The organism is Enterococcus sp. AZ063 (genome assembly GCF_051715045.1).
Classification (GTDB): domain Bacteria; phylum Bacillota; class Bacilli; order Lactobacillales; family Enterococcaceae; genus Enterococcus_D; species Enterococcus_D casseliflavus.
The window spans coordinates 1,721,753-1,737,677 of sequence record NZ_JBIOTA010000001.1 but is presented as its reverse complement, the minus strand read 5'-3'; the positions used below and the strand labels follow the sequence as shown (position 1 = coordinate 1,737,677).

15 protein-coding genes are annotated in these 15,925 nt (G+C 42.4%); 1 reads left to right on the top strand and 14 read right to left on the bottom strand.

The window, feature by feature from the left end; translation table 11 throughout:
- Nucleotides 1-4 precede the first annotated feature (4 nt).
- From dnaI to IGK61_RS07935, 5 genes are all read right to left on the bottom strand, one after another.
- Complete coding sequence (gene dnaI, locus IGK61_RS07955) at nucleotides 5-934, bottom strand: primosomal protein DnaI (protein ID WP_074535948.1); 930 nt, start codon at nucleotides 932-934, stop codon at nucleotides 5-7.
- On the bottom strand, nucleotides 934-2,310 hold the full coding sequence (locus IGK61_RS07950; protein ID WP_074535950.1) for a replication initiation and membrane attachment family protein: 1,377 nt from the start codon (nucleotides 2,308-2,310) through the stop codon (nucleotides 934-936). The genes dnaI and IGK61_RS07950 overlap by 1 nt, the downstream gene beginning before the upstream one ends.
- A gap of 13 nt (nucleotides 2,311-2,323) precedes the next feature.
- Entirely contained in the window at nucleotides 2,324-2,794 is a 471-nt protein-coding gene (gene nrdR, locus IGK61_RS07945) for a transcriptional regulator NrdR (RefSeq protein WP_005226004.1), read from the bottom strand.
- Between the two features lie 203 nt (nucleotides 2,795-2,997).
- A complete protein-coding gene (locus IGK61_RS07940) occupies nucleotides 2,998-3,639 on the bottom strand; it encodes a FusB/FusC family EF-G-binding protein (protein WP_015509634.1) in 642 nt (213 codons plus the stop codon).
- A 248-nt stretch (nucleotides 3,640-3,887) separates the two neighbouring features.
- Entirely contained in the window at nucleotides 3,888-4,226 is a 339-nt protein-coding gene (locus IGK61_RS07935; protein WP_016609515.1) for a hypothetical protein, read from the bottom strand.
- Nucleotides 4,227-4,394: 168 nt separating this feature from the next.
- Between IGK61_RS07935 and IGK61_RS07930 the strand changes: the two genes are divergently transcribed.
- On the top strand, nucleotides 4,395-5,174 hold the full coding sequence (locus IGK61_RS07930; RefSeq protein ID WP_074535952.1) for an ABC transporter ATP-binding protein: 780 nt from the start codon (nucleotides 4,395-4,397) through the stop codon (nucleotides 5,172-5,174).
- Nucleotides 5,175-5,349: 175 nt separating this feature from the next.
- On the opposite strand, the gene coaE is transcribed toward IGK61_RS07930, so the two are convergent.
- The 9 genes from coaE to IGK61_RS07885 all read right to left on the bottom strand — a co-directional run bounded on the left by coaE (nucleotide 5,350) and on the right by IGK61_RS07885 (nucleotide 15,837).
- Complete coding sequence (gene coaE, locus IGK61_RS07925) at nucleotides 5,350-5,943, bottom strand: dephospho-CoA kinase (protein ID WP_074535954.1); 594 nt, start codon at nucleotides 5,941-5,943, stop codon at nucleotides 5,350-5,352.
- Nucleotides 5,940-6,782 carry a DNA-formamidopyrimidine glycosylase gene (gene mutM, locus IGK61_RS07920; protein ID WP_060792046.1) on the bottom strand — a complete coding sequence of 281 codons (843 nt, stop codon included), beginning with the start codon at nucleotides 6,780-6,782 and terminating at the stop codon, nucleotides 5,940-5,942. Before mutM ends, coaE begins: the two co-directional genes overlap by 4 nt.
- Nucleotides 6,783-6,797: 15 nt before the next feature.
- Nucleotides 6,798-9,443 (bottom strand): DNA polymerase I, encoded by a 2,646-nt coding sequence (polA, locus tag IGK61_RS07915; protein ID WP_074535955.1) that lies wholly within the window; start codon nucleotides 9,441-9,443, stop codon nucleotides 6,798-6,800.
- Nucleotides 9,444-9,568: 125 nt separating this feature from the next.
- Nucleotides 9,569-10,261, bottom strand: coding sequence for a Bax inhibitor-1/YccA family protein (locus IGK61_RS07910; protein WP_074535957.1), 693 nt, complete (start codon nucleotides 10,259-10,261; stop codon nucleotides 9,569-9,571).
- Between the two features lies 1 nt (nucleotide 10,262).
- Nucleotides 10,263-10,727: a MaoC family dehydratase gene (locus IGK61_RS07905; protein ID WP_074535958.1), complete on the bottom strand. Its 465-nt coding sequence runs from the start codon at nucleotides 10,725-10,727 to the stop codon at nucleotides 10,263-10,265.
- A 141-nt stretch (nucleotides 10,728-10,868) separates the two neighbouring features.
- On the bottom strand, nucleotides 10,869-12,203 hold the full coding sequence (gene murC / locus IGK61_RS07900; protein WP_005225995.1) for a UDP-N-acetylmuramate--L-alanine ligase: 1,335 nt from the start codon (nucleotides 12,201-12,203) through the stop codon (nucleotides 10,869-10,871).
- Nucleotides 12,204-12,317: 114 nt separating this feature from the next.
- On the bottom strand, nucleotides 12,318-12,782 hold the full coding sequence (locus IGK61_RS07895) for a SprT family protein (RefSeq protein ID WP_074535960.1): 465 nt from the start codon (nucleotides 12,780-12,782) through the stop codon (nucleotides 12,318-12,320).
- Nucleotides 12,779-14,965: a Tex family protein gene (locus IGK61_RS07890; protein ID WP_074535962.1), complete on the bottom strand. Its 2,187-nt coding sequence runs from the start codon at nucleotides 14,963-14,965 to the stop codon at nucleotides 12,779-12,781. Before IGK61_RS07890 ends, IGK61_RS07895 begins: the two co-directional genes overlap by 4 nt.
- Before the next feature lie 137 nt (nucleotides 14,966-15,102).
- A complete protein-coding gene (locus tag IGK61_RS07885) occupies nucleotides 15,103-15,837 on the bottom strand; it encodes a metallophosphoesterase family protein (protein WP_074535964.1) in 735 nt (244 codons plus the stop codon).
- Between the last annotated feature and the right edge of the window lie 88 nt (nucleotides 15,838-15,925).

Below are 15,925 nucleotides of genomic sequence, written 5' to 3'. Positions count from 1 at the left end.
CTTTTTAGCCATCATTTCGTCGATTTTTGCCAGTCATTTGGATCTCTTGTGTCAAGTAACGAATACGCTCCATAATACGTTTGGCTTTCAATGGTTCAGATTCGCCGCGTTGCGTTACTGAAAGATGCTGCTCCAACTCATGCATAGTAAAATTCGAGGTGAAGAACGTCGGGAGTTGCTCTTGCATTCGGTATTGTAGAATCACACCGAAGACTTCGTCACGAATCCAACTGCTCATCGCATCCGCACCGATATCGTCCATCATTAAGATTGGGGCTTTTTTCACTGCATTCAACTTATCCCCCACCTGATCTTTGCCGATTGCTTGTTTCATCTCTACTGCAAATGTCGGGAAGTGAACCAATGTCGTCGTGTAGCCTGCCTCCGCTAAATCTCTGGCGATCGCGCCAAGCAGATAGGTTTTTCCGATTCCAAAACTCCCCACAAAGTAAAGTCCTTTATGAAACTCCTGTGGATTGGCTGTCAACTCACTAATAAAATCAACGGCAGCTGCGATGGCCTCCATTCGGCCAGGCGTTTGCTGATAATCTGCAAAACTTGCTTCTTGTATATCTTTAGGCATATCCATCGCTTTGATGCGACTGCGAATTTCTTCTTGTTTTTGATATGCCAGTAGTTCTTTCGTTGGTACATAGGTGACGTCAATAAAATGAAAATTTAATGCTAAGCGCGGCTCATAGCCCGGTGCGATCATGGATGGATCATTGATGCGGAATTTCCGCTTTTCTTGGACGAACTCATACAGTTTCGCATAGCTTTTTTGAATATCTGCTTCGGTCAATACCTCTTCATTTTCGGCAATAAACGCTTTGACATCAGGATCTTGTAAAACCTCTGCCATCATTGCTGAAAACTGATCACGGTAATTGCGTTTATCCAATAGTTTTCCTAAGTTTTTCCCTACATCTTCCATTACTTGTCACCAGCTTTCTTATGCAAGTAGTTTTGCAGTTTTTTATCTAATTCTGCTTGTCGCTCTGGCGTTAAGGCTGTCTCTTCCACTGGTTTTTCAGCCCAAGAAGGTAGCTTTTCTTCGCGAATGATTTTTTTGCCGCTGGTTTGTGGTCGGCTGCGTTTTTCCTTGGCACTTCGAACAAGGCTCCGAACATGTTTGATGGCATCTTCTGCCGTGCCAATTTTTAATTCTGACCATTGGGCGGCGATATTGTTCACATAATTCCCTGACAAAGCGGCATTGTTTTGGACCACCAAGACATAATGAACCAGAACATTGATCACACTATTAGGCAATGGTGACCGTTCGACAAGGCTCTTGATCAGCCATTGTTCTGAATCCGTCATAAAACTGTTTTTCTCCGCTTTGATCGCCTTTAGAAAAGCGATCGGTGCATTGTTCTCACTTTCTTGAATCAATAAGACATCATTTTCTGAAAAACCATTCTGTTTTAAGGTATTGAAGCGGCGCAACTGGCTTTCCGCTTGGGGATCTTCTCTTTTTGATGTTTTCGTGAATGTTTGTCGTGATTTCTTCATGATGGCTTGTTCCAACTTCTTCTGGTCGACCTCGCCTGTTGTCAAAGAAACATTGTCCGCCATCAAATCCAACAATTCCAACACATCATAGCCATATAAAGAATGGTATAGAACTAACTTTTGTCGAAAACTTGGCGTGAAATTAGCGGCACGGATATACCGACGCTGCGCTTCATATAAAAGAAAGTCCCAATCCAACTGCTTTTCGTCAAGCACCAAGTTCGCTTTGGTTTCTTGAAAAGAATCACTGACTGCCTGTAACGTTTCTTCATGTGAAGCAAAACGTGCGGTATTTAACCCATAGGCGGCTGAGAAGGATTGAGTCACTTCCTGATAATCGGTCAAGGAACACTGCTTTGGCTGATACAGCTTGACCAGCTGATTAAATTTACGCTCCCCGACTCTTTCCAACAACAGATAGGCATACAATTCATCTTGAAAAAACGCTGCTGGATGGACCGGTTCTTGCAACCAATACAGATACGAGCTCCCGTTTTGAGCATCTGCTTTCTCATAAGACTTTAGCAAGCCGATGCCCTCTAAGTTTTGCTTGGCTTTTATGAAGCGAGGCATTCCCGCATTCATGGCATTCAAGATATCTAGATGCACGGTCGTCATCGACTCCTCGCCAGAAAAGCTTTGGGCTTGGACATCGCTTGCTAGTGTCAAATACAACGCTAAAGCATCACTTTCAATAATTGGTTGATACAAATAAATGAGGGCGTCTTTCCCTTCCGTTGTAAGTGGACGGCTTTTGAACACTTTGTACGATTGATTCGGTAAACTATTGCCCACTTGTTGTCCCCCTCTATTCTTGTGGTTCTTTCGCTTTTTCGACGATGTCTTGTAGTTCTTTCAAGAAAACTGACATGTCTTTAAACTGGCGATAGACACTGGCAAAACGGATATAAGCGATCTCGTCTAAATCAACTAAATCTTCCATCACATACTCACCAATCTGTGTTGTAGAAATTTCATTTTCACCAAGAGCACGAACACGACTTTCCACATGATCGACGATCGTTTCCATCTGATCCATTGTCACTGGACGTTTTTCAGCAGAACGAATCAAGCCCCGTAGGATTTTTTCGCGATTGAATTCTTCACGGGCACCATTCTTCTTAATGACAAGTAGGGGTGCCTCTTCGATACGTTCAAATGTTGTAAAGCGATAGCCGCAATTTTCGCATTCACGACGGCGGCGAATCACACGTCCATCATCGGCTTGTCGACTATCAACTACCCTAGAATTGTTATGATGACATTTTGGACATTGCATAGTTCCACCTCATTTTCTCTCTTATGCGCTTACGTATTCACGTAAAGTCATCGGTTTCTATGATTAATTATAACATGAAATCCGTTGGTACAATAGCCAAAGTGGTTTATTCTGTTCATTTATTACAAAATTTAAATAATGTTATAACTACTGTTTTTTTGAATTTGAAAAAACGGCAGAAATTTTTCTGCCGTTTCATTTCGTTATTTATCTTTCATTTGCAGCAAAGAAACAAAGTCATGCAAATTTGCTGGCTGTTCCATCTGCTGATTGCACCGTTGGCTATCACGGCAAATATAGTTCCCCCGTTTGGTATACGTTCCATCGCCATTGCTTTTCGTCAGAGAAAGAAACATCGAGACATTCCCTTCATGCTGGCACAAGGGACAGATTCCTTTCTTGACCTCGGTTGAGACATGACCGTGAAGTCCTGTAAACCCTTGTTCAGTGGCAATGATCATAAACTTGCTTTGACTACCGATATCATCCCAAGAAAGATAGGTGGTCTCTTTTAAATCAACGGAAGCAAAATCAGGTATTTTCAGTTTTTTTACTTTCCGAAACATTTTTTCAATTTGTTTTGTTGTCGGTACCTGAAAGGGTCGGACGTACTCTTTGAGCTCTGTTAACAGCTCATTGCTGCGACTGATCGTCATCCCCGGTTGAAAGAAAGCAGCTAAAATTTCTCGTGGTGCTGTTTCTTCTTCAGGAAAAAATTGTTCTATGGCGTCTTTTGTCATCGTTTCAACCGTTTTGATCGTTCGAGGATCATTGACCGATTGATACGTTCGTACTAATTGGTATACTTGATGTTTAATTGAATGAAATTGGTAAGGTTCGATCATAAAAAAGCCTTCTTTCTAATTTTCCGTTTCCTATTGCGGCTGTTCTACTTTCTTGACAGTCGTACACAATGCATAAATAAGCATTTGATGACCACCTCCCAATTTCTTTGCTGCTTTCCATGCGATCTTAATGGATTATAATGAGAGGTTGAGAAATTGTCAACTGTGCAGGTGGTTGTCTTTCAACCTCTCTTTGGTCTCATTAACAAAAAATGCCTCGTCTAGAAGACGAAGGCATCCATGGTCGTTTATAATTTATCTTCAATTCCTGTGTAATGCTTCAGCTGGTCTGCATCCCGTCGATCATTCGAAGAAATTTTATTCGCATCGGGATTTTCAGCTCGCAATAGTTCTTCGCTGCTGACATTTTCAGGGGTGGTTCGATCATTGCGGGCATCACGCTCATCATTTTGATCATCTAGTTCATTGACTCGTTTTTGATCGTGCTCTTTCTTGATTTGACCTTCTTGTGCTTGTTCTTTCCCAGAGTGGGCAAGTTCTTCATTGTTGGTCCACTCACCGATTTTTTCTTTGGCTTTGCCAACGATCACATCTTTTTCATCTTTAAAAGTACCCATAGTTATCATCCCTCCTGTATACTTTCATCATAACAAGCATTCTGATTTCTGACAAAAGATATGAATACGATACCAAACAGTCAGCAAAATGTTTTTCTTTATGCTATAATATGAGCGATTATTTTCTGAATTTTCTTACAACTGGAGGTGAAGAACCTGTTTAAGGTTCGACAATAGATGACAATCCTCGATTTCCAACAGGTTTCTTTCGTTCGCAACAAGAACTATTTATTAAAAGCGATCAATTGGCAAGTGAAAAAAAATGAGCATTGGGCGATTTTAGGTCTGAATGGTGCTGGCAAAAGTTTATTACTCCAAATGATCACGGGAAGTTTATGGCCTTCTTCTGGTCAACGAACGGTCTTAGGTGAGCGTTACGGAAAAACGTCTGTGCCCGATCTTCAACGGCGCATTGGTTGGGTCAGTTCAGCGCTGCAAAGCAAGTTTTATGGTCGCGATCTTGCCGAAGAGATCGTTCTTTCGGGGCTTTATTCCAGTATTGGTCTTTATGAGTCCTACGAAGAAGAGCAGCTGATCCAAGCAAAAGCGCTTTTGACTGACTTAGGTTTGTCGCATCTGATCCATCGTTCCTATCACGTCCTTTCTCAAGGGGAAAAACAATTTGTCATGATCGCACGGGCCATGATGGCACAACCAGAGATCCTCATTTTGGACGAACCTTGTACGGGCCTTGATTTATTTGCGCGAGAAGAACTGCTAACCCGTCTAGAGGCTTTTTCACAGCTGCCGAATACGCCGACTCTTCTTTACGTTACCCATCATACAGAAGAGCTACTACCGATTTTCACTCATTTGCTGATGTTAAAAAACGGCGAAGTCCACGCCGCTGGTCAACGAGAGACGATTTTTACTGAGGAGGTTCTCACCTCTTTTTATGATCAGCCGATCGTTCTTCACCCCTTTTCCAGCAATCGCGTGATCGTGACCCCAAAATAAATCAGGCCTGGTACTTTGATGTTTAACCATTCATACACGATCGTCTTACTTTCCAAACCAAACAGTTTCCGACGTGATTCAGCGCCAGTTGTTTTTTAGAAAATGATAGGGCTAGGTTTGCTATTGAAAGACAAATAGCAGGTTCCCTTTTGCTGAAGGGAACCTGCTGTCTTATCTATTTGTTTAAGGATGCTAACCATTCATCGATCTGCTGATGGAGTTGAGCGATCGTTCCTTGATTATCAAAGACAATATCGGCCCGTTGTTTCTTTTTCTCAATTGAAAGCTGACTGTCGATTCGTTGTTGCGCGTCTTGCTCACTCAGTTGATTACGTGCCATCAACCGCTCTTTTTGAAGCGCTTCTGGCACATAGACGACTGCGGTTTGATCCATGTATTGGTCGTAGTCGGCTTCATATAACAAAGGAATGTCAACGATCAACAAGGGCACTTGCTGCTTTTTTTCTTCGATCTGAGACAAAATCTCTTGTCGAATAAATGGCGACAGCGTCTGATTCAGCAAGCGACGTTTTTCTGGATCATTAAATATCAGGGCACCGAGGGTTTGCCGATCCAGGTGTCCGTCATCGGTCAAAATCTGCGGACCAAAGGCTTGTGTCACCGCCTGCAAGCCCTCCGTATTCGGTTCAACGACTTCTCTGGCGATGATATCGGCATCAATAATCGGTAAGCCCAATGAGCGAAAATGTGCGACTGCGGTACTTTTCCCAGTGGCGATCCCGCCAGTGACCCCTAAGACAAAGCTCATTTGCTAGACCTCACATGCAATTTTTGGCACTGAGGACAAAAGTGCGTCCCCCGTTGGGCAACTTTGGTCTTGACGATTGGTGTCCCGCATCGCCCGCAAGGATTGCCCGTTTGGCCATAGACATTTAATGACATTTGGAATTTTCCTGCTTCGCCCAACGCATTGAGATAGGTCCGAATGGTTGTCCCCCCTGCTTCAACGGCGCGTTCCAAGACATCGATGATCGCTTGATGCAACACATTGGCTTCTGCTGGAGTTAGCGAATCTGCTGGTTGTTCAGGATGGATCTTCGCTTGCCATAGCGCCTCATCTACATAAATATTGCCCAAACCAGTCACAAGTTTTTGATCTAACAAAAGGGGTTTGATGGCTTTTTTAGACCGCTTTAAGCCTTGTTCAAATGCTTCTAATAAAAACAATTCAGGCTTAGGCTCAGGACCTAATTGCATGATGCCTTTATAGGCTGCGCTTTGGTCTTTATCCACTAAAGTCATACGACCAAATTTTCTTACATCATGGTAATTTAACTGACTGCCATCCGTAAAATGGAAAATGACATGTGTATGTTTATCGACAATCGGGTCTGACTCAAAATACTCGTACTTACCTTCCATTCGTAGATGAGAGATCAGATCATAATCTGTCAATTTAAAAATCAAAAATTTTCCACGTCGTTCAAATTTTTCAAACCGTTGCCCTTTCAACAGTGCCGAAAAGATCGGCACTTCAGGACTTTCGATGATTCGCGGCCAAAGGATCTCGACCGATTCGATCGTTTTATTTAAAACAAGTTTTTCAAGTCCTTTGCGGACCGTTTCAACTTCTGGTAATTCCGGCACCTCTGTTCACCTCATTTATTTTGCATCGTACCATGTTTTGCCCCAATTGCTGTCTGTCAGTAAAGGGACATGTAATGCAACGGCTTGCTCCATCACTTCTTTCACTAAAGCGTCAAGACGAGGCAATTCAGATTCAGGTACTTCAAAGACTAGTTCATCGTGTACTTGCAGCAGCATCGTTGCTGCTAATTTTTCTTCTTTCAAACGTTTCGCCAAATCGATCATGGCAATCTTTAAGATATCCGCCGCACTGCCTTGGATCGGTGTATTGATGGCGGTTCTTTCCGCAAAAGTCCGAATATTGAAATTGCGCGAATTGATATCAGGTAGGTAACGACGGCGATGATACAAGGTTTCAACGTACCCTTTGTCCTTCGCCTCACGAACCACATCCTCCATATACGTTTTCACACCAGGATATTTTTCAAAATACGTATCAATGTATTGTTGGGCGGCTTTTCTGGTGATCCCTAGATTCTGGGATAAGCCATAATCGGAAATACCATAAACGATACCGAAGTTGACCGCTTTGGCTTGACGACGCATATTTGGTGTCACATCTTCTGCTTTTTCGATACCAAAGACTCGCATCGCTGTGCTTGAGTGGATATCTTGACCTTCGATAAAAGCTTCTTTCAAATGGGTATCATCTGAAATATGTGCCAACACCCGTAATTCGATTTGAGAGTAGTCAGAAGAATAGATCACCCAATCAGCTTCTCGTGGCACAAAGGCTTCACGGATCTTTCGACCTTCTTCTAAGCGAATCGGAATGTTTTGTAGGTTCGGATCGACAGAACTTAATCGACCAGTTTGGGTCAAGGTTTGTACATATCGTGTATGGACTTTGCCATCCCCTTGGATCACTTTTAATAAACCTTCTACATAGGTTGATTGGATCTTAGCGATTTGACGATAAGTCAAAATGTCTTCAACGATCGGTGCTTGCTCTTTTAGTTGTTCTAACACATCGACTGCTGTCGAATAGCCAGTTTTGGTTTTTTTGATGACTGGTAAGCCCATTTTTTCAAATAAGATCACACCCAATTGTTTCGGTGAGTTTAAATTGAAGGTTTCACCAGCTTCGGCATAGATTTTTTCTTCAATTTCATGCAACCGTTGCGCAAATTCGCCCTTCATCTGATGCAAGCGAGACGCATCAACTTTGATTCCAGTAATCTCCATATCAGCTAAAATCATTGATAAAGGCAATTCCATTTCTTCAAATAGCGCTGTTTGATTCTTCGCTGCCAATTCTTCCGTAAGCTTTGGTGTTAGGTTCGTAATCGCTGCTACTTTACGGGCTAAATGAGCAAAGAAGTCTTCCTCATCCGCTGGCAAACCTTTTTTTGCACCTTTTCCATAAATCGCTTCATCCGATTGGATCGCATCATAGCCATAGTGAGCGGCAACACCTGCAATGTCATTATTCGTATCATTCGTGTCTAAAAGATAAGCTGCCAATAAAACATCAAAAGCGATTCCTTTTGGTGCTGTCGTGTACCGGTTTAACGCCACGTACGTGCGTTTGGCATCATAGACGAATTTATTACGTTTCTCGTCTTTTAACCAATCGGTAAAGACTGGACTTTCAAACAATTCTTCACGATTGCTGACATAAATCTTTTCTTGATTGCCCCAAGCAACACCGACGATGTCTTCCAAATGATAGTTATCCCCCATCATTTCGACATACAATGCCATGTCTCCTTGGAACATATCCTCCGTTACTTCTTCAACGACGGAAAACAAAATGTCTTCCATCTCAACTGGTTCAGCTGTAATCTGCAACTTATCTAAGAAGCTATTAAAGTTCATTTCTTGGTAGAATGGCACTAACTTCTCTAAATCTTTGCCTTCATATTTCAGTTTGTCAACATCGACCTCAATGGGCGCATCCACATCAATGGTTGCTAATTGTTTTGAAAGAAAGGCGATCTCACGATCATTGATCAAATTTTCTTTCATCTTGCTTTTTTTCATTTCATCGATGTGTTCATAGATCCCCTCAACAGAGCCATATTCTTTCAATAGCTTGATGGCTGTCTTCTCACCAATTTTGGTGACACCAGGAATATTATCGGAAGCATCGCCGGCTAGTCCTTTCATGTCGATGATTTGTAAAGGCGTTAGGCCGTCATATTTTTCAGCCACATGAGCGGGCGTATAACTTTCAATTTCGCTAACTCCTTTGACCGTAATGTCAACTTTCACGTGCTCCGTTGCCAGCTGGGTCAAATCGCGATCACCAGATAAAACGACGACATCAAATAGCTCTTTGTCGACTTTATTTGCCAATGTGCCAATGATATCATCGGCTTCATAGTTATCTAATTCGTAATATTGAACACCTAACGCGTTGATCAATTCGCGAATGTAAGGCATTTGTTCTTTAAATTCCCCAGGGGTTTTTGAACGTCCGCCTTTATAGTCTTCATACATCGCTGTCCTGAAGGTGGTTTTTCCAGCATCAAAAGCCACTAAAACATGTGTTGGCTGTTCTTTTGCCATCACATTTTCAAACATAGTATGAAACGCATAGATGGCATTTGTGTGCAGCCCATTGGCATTTTTAAACCGTTCTAATGAATTATGCAACGCAAAAAACGCGCGAAAAGCCACACTATTTCCATCAACGAGTAGTAATTTATTTTTTGGCATTTGATTACTCCTTTTCTCAAAAAGTTCCTCTTTATTCTATCAAAGAACGGGCACAAAAGCGATGAATTGCTTTGTTTTCTCTCTCATTTTATACAAAAAAAAAGGCGAGTTTCCTCGCACTTTTTTTAGTTGTTTTTTCCAAAGATTCGCAATAACGCAAGGAATAAGTTGATAAAGTCCAAATACAGTTGTAATGCCATGAAAACGGCCACTCCTGTATTTGCGCCACCATTCGTTGCGAAGTATACATTGCGGATTTGCTGATTGTCATAAGCGGTGATCCCCATAAAGACAAAGACGGTCACGATCGATAAGAAAAAGTCAACCGGTTGACTGCGTAAAATAAATACATTCAAGAGCGTCGAGATGATGATCCCAATCAACAGACCATAGCCGATACGACCAACCACACTTAGATCACGTTTAGTCATGATCCCAAATGCTGACATGACACCAAAAGTGACAGCTGCTGAAACAAATGCTCCCACGATCGATCCAAAGTCATAGATCATCAGTGTCACAGACAAGGTCAATCCATTCAAGAGCGAATAGACTAAAAAGCCAGCAACGGTCAAGGACGGATTTTTCTGCGCCTTCACCCCTAATACAATAACTAGAATGATCTGTAAGATCCAAAGACCAGTAAATCCTAGCGGAAAGTTGCTGATAAATTGCAGGGTTTGCGCTTGAAAGACTTCCCCAAATATATAGGCTGAGATCGCACTGATCGCAAGCCCAACACCGAAGAATAAATACACTTTTGAATAAAAGCGATTTAAGCCTTGGGCTTGGACGGTTTCATTATTTAAATTATTCATCTTATTGTTCCTCCTCATTTTCTGCTACTGCTTTTGGCGGCTGGACCATGACCACAGCATCTAAAATACGATGATCTTCTATGTTGATCGCTTCAACCGAAATAGTTACCACGTCTTTCATTTTATCCACTTTGATCACTTCGAATTCAAAGGTCAACGTTTCATAATGATATACAGGTTCAATAAAGTTTACCGAAAAATTGACTACATGAGAGCCAGGACCAGGCAAATGTTTCGATACGGCACTGGTAATGATCCCCATCAACATAATGGATGGTACGATGGGACGCTGGTACTCAGTTTTTTGTGTGTAGTCATGTTGTATATACAAAGGATTGGCATCATTAGTCAGCCCTAAATATAACAGCAGTTGATTGTCTTCGATCGATTCTGTTAAGGATAACGAATCGCCTTCCTCGATATCTTCAATACTTTTTCCTATTTTTCGCGGTTTCCCTATATTCAAAATTTAATTCCTCCAAAAAGAATAGTTTCATCTGAGTATATTCTATCAGATGCCGACAAAAGTGCAAGTTCGCGGTGCTGCTTTTGCAAAAACTTCAGATGTAAAAAACTCTTGCAGCAAACACGCCACAAGAGTCTTTGATTACAATACGTTACGAGTTGTATTGCTTAATAGTTTTTCATAGGCTGTTTCAAATTTTTGCACATCGCCTGCTCCCATGAAAATCACGACAGCATTTTGATGATCCAATAGCGGAGATACGTTCTCTTCTTTGATCACAGTTCCGCCTTTTTGGATTTTCTTGCCTAGATCTTCAATTTTAACATCTCCTCGTGATTCACGAGCAGATCCAAAAATGTCACATAGATAGACATGGTCTGCAAGATCCAATGCTTCCGCAAATTCATCCATCAAAGCGATCGTGCGGGTAAAGGTATGTGGTTGGAAGACAGCAATAATTTCTTTCTCTGGATATTTTTGACGAGCGCCATCGATCGTTGCTTTGATTTCTGCAGGATGGTGGGCGTAGTCGTCCACGATCGTCATATCCGCCACGATTTTTTCGCTAAAGCGGCGTTTCACTCCAGGAAATGAAATCATCTCAGCAGCAACTTCTTTCATATCCAATCCTTCTTTGTAAGCCACAGCGATCACACTTAATGCGTTGTTGATGTTGTGCTGACCAAACGCTGGTAAGACAAAATGGCCAATATTTTCACCATGGATGAAGACGTCGAACTCTGAACCTTGGGTGGTGCGTTCAATATTTTTTGCTTGGACATCGTCGTTATCGTTGACGCCGTAATAGTAGATTGGGACATCGGCTTCAAGTTTACGCAAGTATTCATCATCACCAAAAGCAAAGATGCCTTTTTTCACTTGACTTGCCATCGATTGAAAGGCTGAGAAGACATCCTCGATCGAGTGGAAGTAGTCTGGGTGATCAAAATCGATGTTGGTCATGATTGCATAATCCGGTGAATACGCTAAGAAATGACGACGGTATTCACAAGCTTCAAACGAGAAGAATTCCGCATCAGGTTCCCCATGACCAGTACCATCGCCAATCAAGAAACTTGTTGGACGGATGCCGCTTAAGACATGAGAAAGCAATCCTGTCGTACTGGTTTTCCCGTGAGAACCAGTCACCGCAATACTCGTATAGGGCTGAATGAATTGGCCAATAAAGTCATGATAACGAGTAACTTCTAAACCAAGTTCTTTTGCCCGTACGATTTCTTCGTGGGTGTCAGGGAAAGCATTCCCTTGGATAATGACCATTTCTGGTTGAATGTTTGCTTTATCAAAAGGCAACAATTTGATTGCTGCTTTTTCTAGATCACGTTGAGTGAAGAAATATTCTTCCACATCAGAGCCTTGTACTTGGTAGCCTTTTTCGTGCAGAATCAAAGCCAATGAACTCATACCGGAACCTTTGATTCCAACAAAATGATGTATTTTGTTTTGATTTTCCATTATTATAATCCTCTTTTCTCAAATCCGCGTCGTAAAAAAACGCGTGTATTGACAAATATCAGGTTGTCACACGACCTACATTATCATACAAAATGAAAAAAATAGCAACGAGTTTTATTTTTCGACTTGACTTTTCTCATCATTTCCTATTTCTAGCAAACGTCCACGACATTTTCCACAAACATATTTTTTGATATCCACGCGTCGCTGCCGCCGAATCTCGCAGCCGCAATTTTGGCATCGATAGCGATGTTTCGCTGACCTTTTGGCAGGAGGTGCATAACGCAAGCCTCCCGTTCTTGCCAGCAGTGCTTTAAAAGCAGGATCTTGGTGACGGTGACCAAGACCTGCTAAGTGCAAATGATAGTGACACAATTCATGCTTGATAATGCCGATAAAAACCTCCATCCCGTGTTCTGTGAGCATCGCTGGATTGAAATCCAAGTGGTGATCACTTAGATGGTAGCGGCCACCGGTTGTTTTTAAGCGAGAATTAAACACCGCTCGATGCGTGAATGGTTTGTTGAAAACAGACAGCGATAGCTCTTCCACCAACCGCTGCAGTTCTTGTTGGGTCATTTTGCATTTCCCGGATCGACCATCGTTAAACTGATACGGCCTTTTTTGACATCTACTTGCTCGATCCAAACGGTTACGACATCACCGACGGAAACAACGTCTTTCGGATGCTTTACAAACGAACGGCTCAGCTTCGATAAATGCACCAGTCCATCTTGTTTGACACCGATATCAACGAAAGCACCAAAGTCGATCACATTTCGAACCGTTCCCTTCAGTTCCATTCCCGGTTTTAAATCCTCCATACTCAACACATCTTTACGCAATAATGGCGCTGGCATTTCATCACGCATATCGCGTCCAGGCTGCATTAACGCCTTTAGGATATCCGTGATGGTTTCTTTGCCGACTGACAATTTTGCGGAAAGCTCCGCTGGGCGTAGTTGGGCAAGTTTCGCTTTATTTTCTTCCATTTGCTCTTTCCCTAGCTCCGCTAAAGAAATACCCGCGATCGCCAAAATTTCTTTGGCAGTGTCATAACTTTCTGGATGGATCCCGGTATTGTCCAAAATGACTTTTCCGCCAGGTATCCGCATAAAGCCGATCGCCTGTTCATAAGCTTTTGGTCCTAAGCGAGGGACTTTTTTCAGTTGATTCCGCTGCGTAAATACACCAGTTTCTTCTCGATAAGTCACGATATTTTGAGCAGTGGTTTTATTTAAACCAGCTACATGCTGCAAGAGTGCCGCACTTGCGGTATTGACGTCAACGCCAACTTGGTTGACAACAGTCTCAACAACAAAATCCAATTGTTCAGCGAGGCGTTTTTGCGAAACGTCATGCTGGTATTGTCCGACGCCCACGGATTGTGGATCAATTTTGACTAATTCTGCCAAGGGATCTTGCAGACGGCGACCAATACTGATGGCGCTGCGTTCTTCCACTTGCAGATCAGGGAATTCTTGACGAGCGATCGGACTGGCAGAATAAACAGAAGCGCCTGCCTCATTCACGATCACATAATATACTTCTTGATCGATCAATTTTAATTGTTCAGCGACGAATTGCTCTGATTCCCGACTCGCCGTCCCATTACCGATTGCGACCATCTCGACTTTATAGGTTTGTAATAAGCGACGAAACGCTGGTCCGGCAGCTTCTCGCTTATTCATAGGCGCTGGTTTATGAGGATAGATCACTTCGATCGCTAGTACTTTTCCAGTCTCATCAATGACGGCTAGTTTACAGCCTGTACGATACGCTGGATCAAAACCTAAAACGACTTTGCCCTTCAATGGCGGCTGCAGCAACAGATTGCGAAGATTTTCTCCAAAAATCGCAATTGCTTGTTCGTCGGCTTTTTCTGTCAATTCATTGCGAATCTCTCGTTCGATGGCTGGTGAAATAAACCGTTTCAGCGCATCAGCAGCTGCAGCTTCAACAAAACCGGCTGCGGGTGAATCCCTATTCGTGATCAATTTGCGACGTAGGTAATCCATGATTTTTTCTTCATCTGCCACAAGGGCGACCTTCAAGATGTCTTCTTGTTCCCCACGATTAGTGGCTAAAATTCGGTGGGATACCATCTTATTGATAGGATGCTGGAAATCGTAATACATTTCATAAACGCCTTTTTCATCTTTTTCAGCATTTTTGACCGTGCTTTGATACAGTCCTTTGTTTGTGTAATAGCTGCGGATCCAACTACGAAACTCTGCAGTATCACCAACGCTTTCTGCAATGATCTCGTGCGCGCCTGCTAAGGCATCTTCTACAGTAGGAACAGCATCACTGATAAATTCGGCCGCTTTTTCTTGAACGTCACCTGCTTTTGGGAAGCTTAACAGCCACTGAGCAAATGGTTCCAAGCCGTTCTCTTTGGCGATCGTCGCTTTGGTGCGTCGTTTTTGTTTATAAGGACGATACAGGTCTTCGACGGCCTGCATTTTTGTTGCAGCTAAAATCGCCTGAGATAGTTCAGGCGTTAGCTTTTCTTGTTCTTCTATCAAACGCAAAACCTCTTGCTTGCGCTTCTCTAAGTTTTCTAAGTATTGGTATCGCTCTTCAATTTCTCGAATCTGAACTTCGTCAAGTCCATTCGTCATTTCTTTACGGTAGCGGGCAATAAAGGGGACGGTATTTCCTTCTTGCAATAACTGCAACACCGTACTGATTTGTTTTTGGGTAAAAGCGGTTAATTCTTGTTTTACTAAATCAAGTACCTCTTGATTCATTTCTGCCATTTGTTCTCACCTTTCCTTTGTTGCTTTTGCTATTTTAACATAAAAAAGACAGCCATTGAGCGAACAAGATTGCACGAAAACAATGTTGCTTTCGCGACTCTTGTTATGGCTGCTTTTGTCTTTTCTCAAAAAGACTTTTAAAAGTCTGGTTGCCAAGGACCTGCTAAATTTTGGTATTCGATGTCCTGAACGATCCCTTTGCCATCAAAAATCACGCCATGCACCGATCCACCAAATACTGCCCCGCCATCGATGCCGATTTTGTCGTCTTGTTGCCATAGATCCGTCGTCTGCATATCTCCATGCAGCATGGGCGTGATGGTATGGCCAAAAACGATCGTTTTTCCTGTACGGTTTTTTCCTTTATGAAACGGCTCGCGAATCCAGATAAAATCATGGTCTGCGGTCTTACGCCAATCTTTTTTACTTAAATCCACGCCCGCATGAACAAAGAGATACTTTCCCCATTCGTAATAAAGCGGTCGCTCCATCAAAAACTCTATTAAGTCTCGATAGCTACTGCGGATCATTAAGGCGATTTCCGTCGGCGAATACTCCTCAGTAGCGCCTGTATGCAAAAGACTTTCAATCGTTTCTTTGCCGCCATTGCGTACGTAAGCGGCAAACCAATCCTCAGGGGCATTTAGAAATTGCAGAAAATACTCCTCGTGATTGCCGCGTAAATAAATCGCTTGGTATTCTTCGACTAACTTTTTTCCCAGAAAAAAACACTCTTTTGACTTCGGCCCCCGATCATTTAAGTCTCCAATCAAAAGCAGCTGATGGAGCTTAGGGTCATAATCGGTAAGAAGTTTTTTAAACAGATCGGCCATTCCATGAATATCACTGATTGCATATAGATAGTTTTGCATAGTCATTTCCTCCTTAAAGGCAATTGATTCTCTTGTTATCAATTTTAGACCTTTGCCTGTAAAATGTCTTGCAATAAAACGAAAAAAC

What these genes read in the sequence shown, in the direction of transcription:
- dnaI (WP_074535948.1), bottom strand. Translation starts at nt 934, where the DNA reads ATGGAAGATGTAGGGAAAAACTTAGGAAAACTATTGGATAAACGCAAT.
- nrdR (WP_005226004.1), bottom strand. Translation starts at nt 2,794, where the DNA reads ATGCAATGTCCAAAATGTCATCATAACAATTCTAGGGTAGTTGATAGT.
- IGK61_RS07940 (WP_015509634.1), bottom strand. Translation starts at nt 3,639, where the DNA reads ATGATCGAACCTTACCAATTTCATTCAATTAAACATCAAGTATACCAA.
- IGK61_RS07935 (WP_016609515.1), bottom strand. Translation starts at nt 4,226, where the DNA reads ATGATAACTATGGGTACTTTTAAAGATGAAAAAGATGTGATCGTTGGC.
- IGK61_RS07930 (WP_074535952.1), top strand. Translation starts at nt 4,395, where the DNA reads ATGACAATCCTCGATTTCCAACAGGTTTCTTTCGTTCGCAACAAGAAC.
- coaE (WP_074535954.1), bottom strand. Translation starts at nt 5,943, where the DNA reads ATGAGCTTTGTCTTAGGGGTCACTGGCGGGATCGCCACTGGGAAAAGT.
- polA (WP_074535955.1), bottom strand. Translation starts at nt 9,443, where the DNA reads ATGCCAAAAAATAAATTACTACTCGTTGATGGAAATAGTGTGGCTTTT.
- IGK61_RS07910 (WP_074535957.1), bottom strand. Translation starts at nt 10,261, where the DNA reads ATGAATAATTTAAATAATGAAACCGTCCAAGCCCAAGGCTTAAATCGC.
- murC (WP_005225995.1), bottom strand. Translation starts at nt 12,203, where the DNA reads ATGGAAAATCAAAACAAAATACATCATTTTGTTGGAATCAAAGGTTCC.
- IGK61_RS07895 (WP_074535960.1), bottom strand. Translation starts at nt 12,782, where the DNA reads ATGACCCAACAAGAACTGCAGCGGTTGGTGGAAGAGCTATCGCTGTCT.
- IGK61_RS07890 (WP_074535962.1), bottom strand. Translation starts at nt 14,965, where the DNA reads ATGGCAGAAATGAATCAAGAGGTACTTGATTTAGTAAAACAAGAATTA.
- IGK61_RS07885 (WP_074535964.1), bottom strand. Translation starts at nt 15,837, where the DNA reads ATGCAAAACTATCTATATGCAATCAGTGATATTCATGGAATGGCCGAT.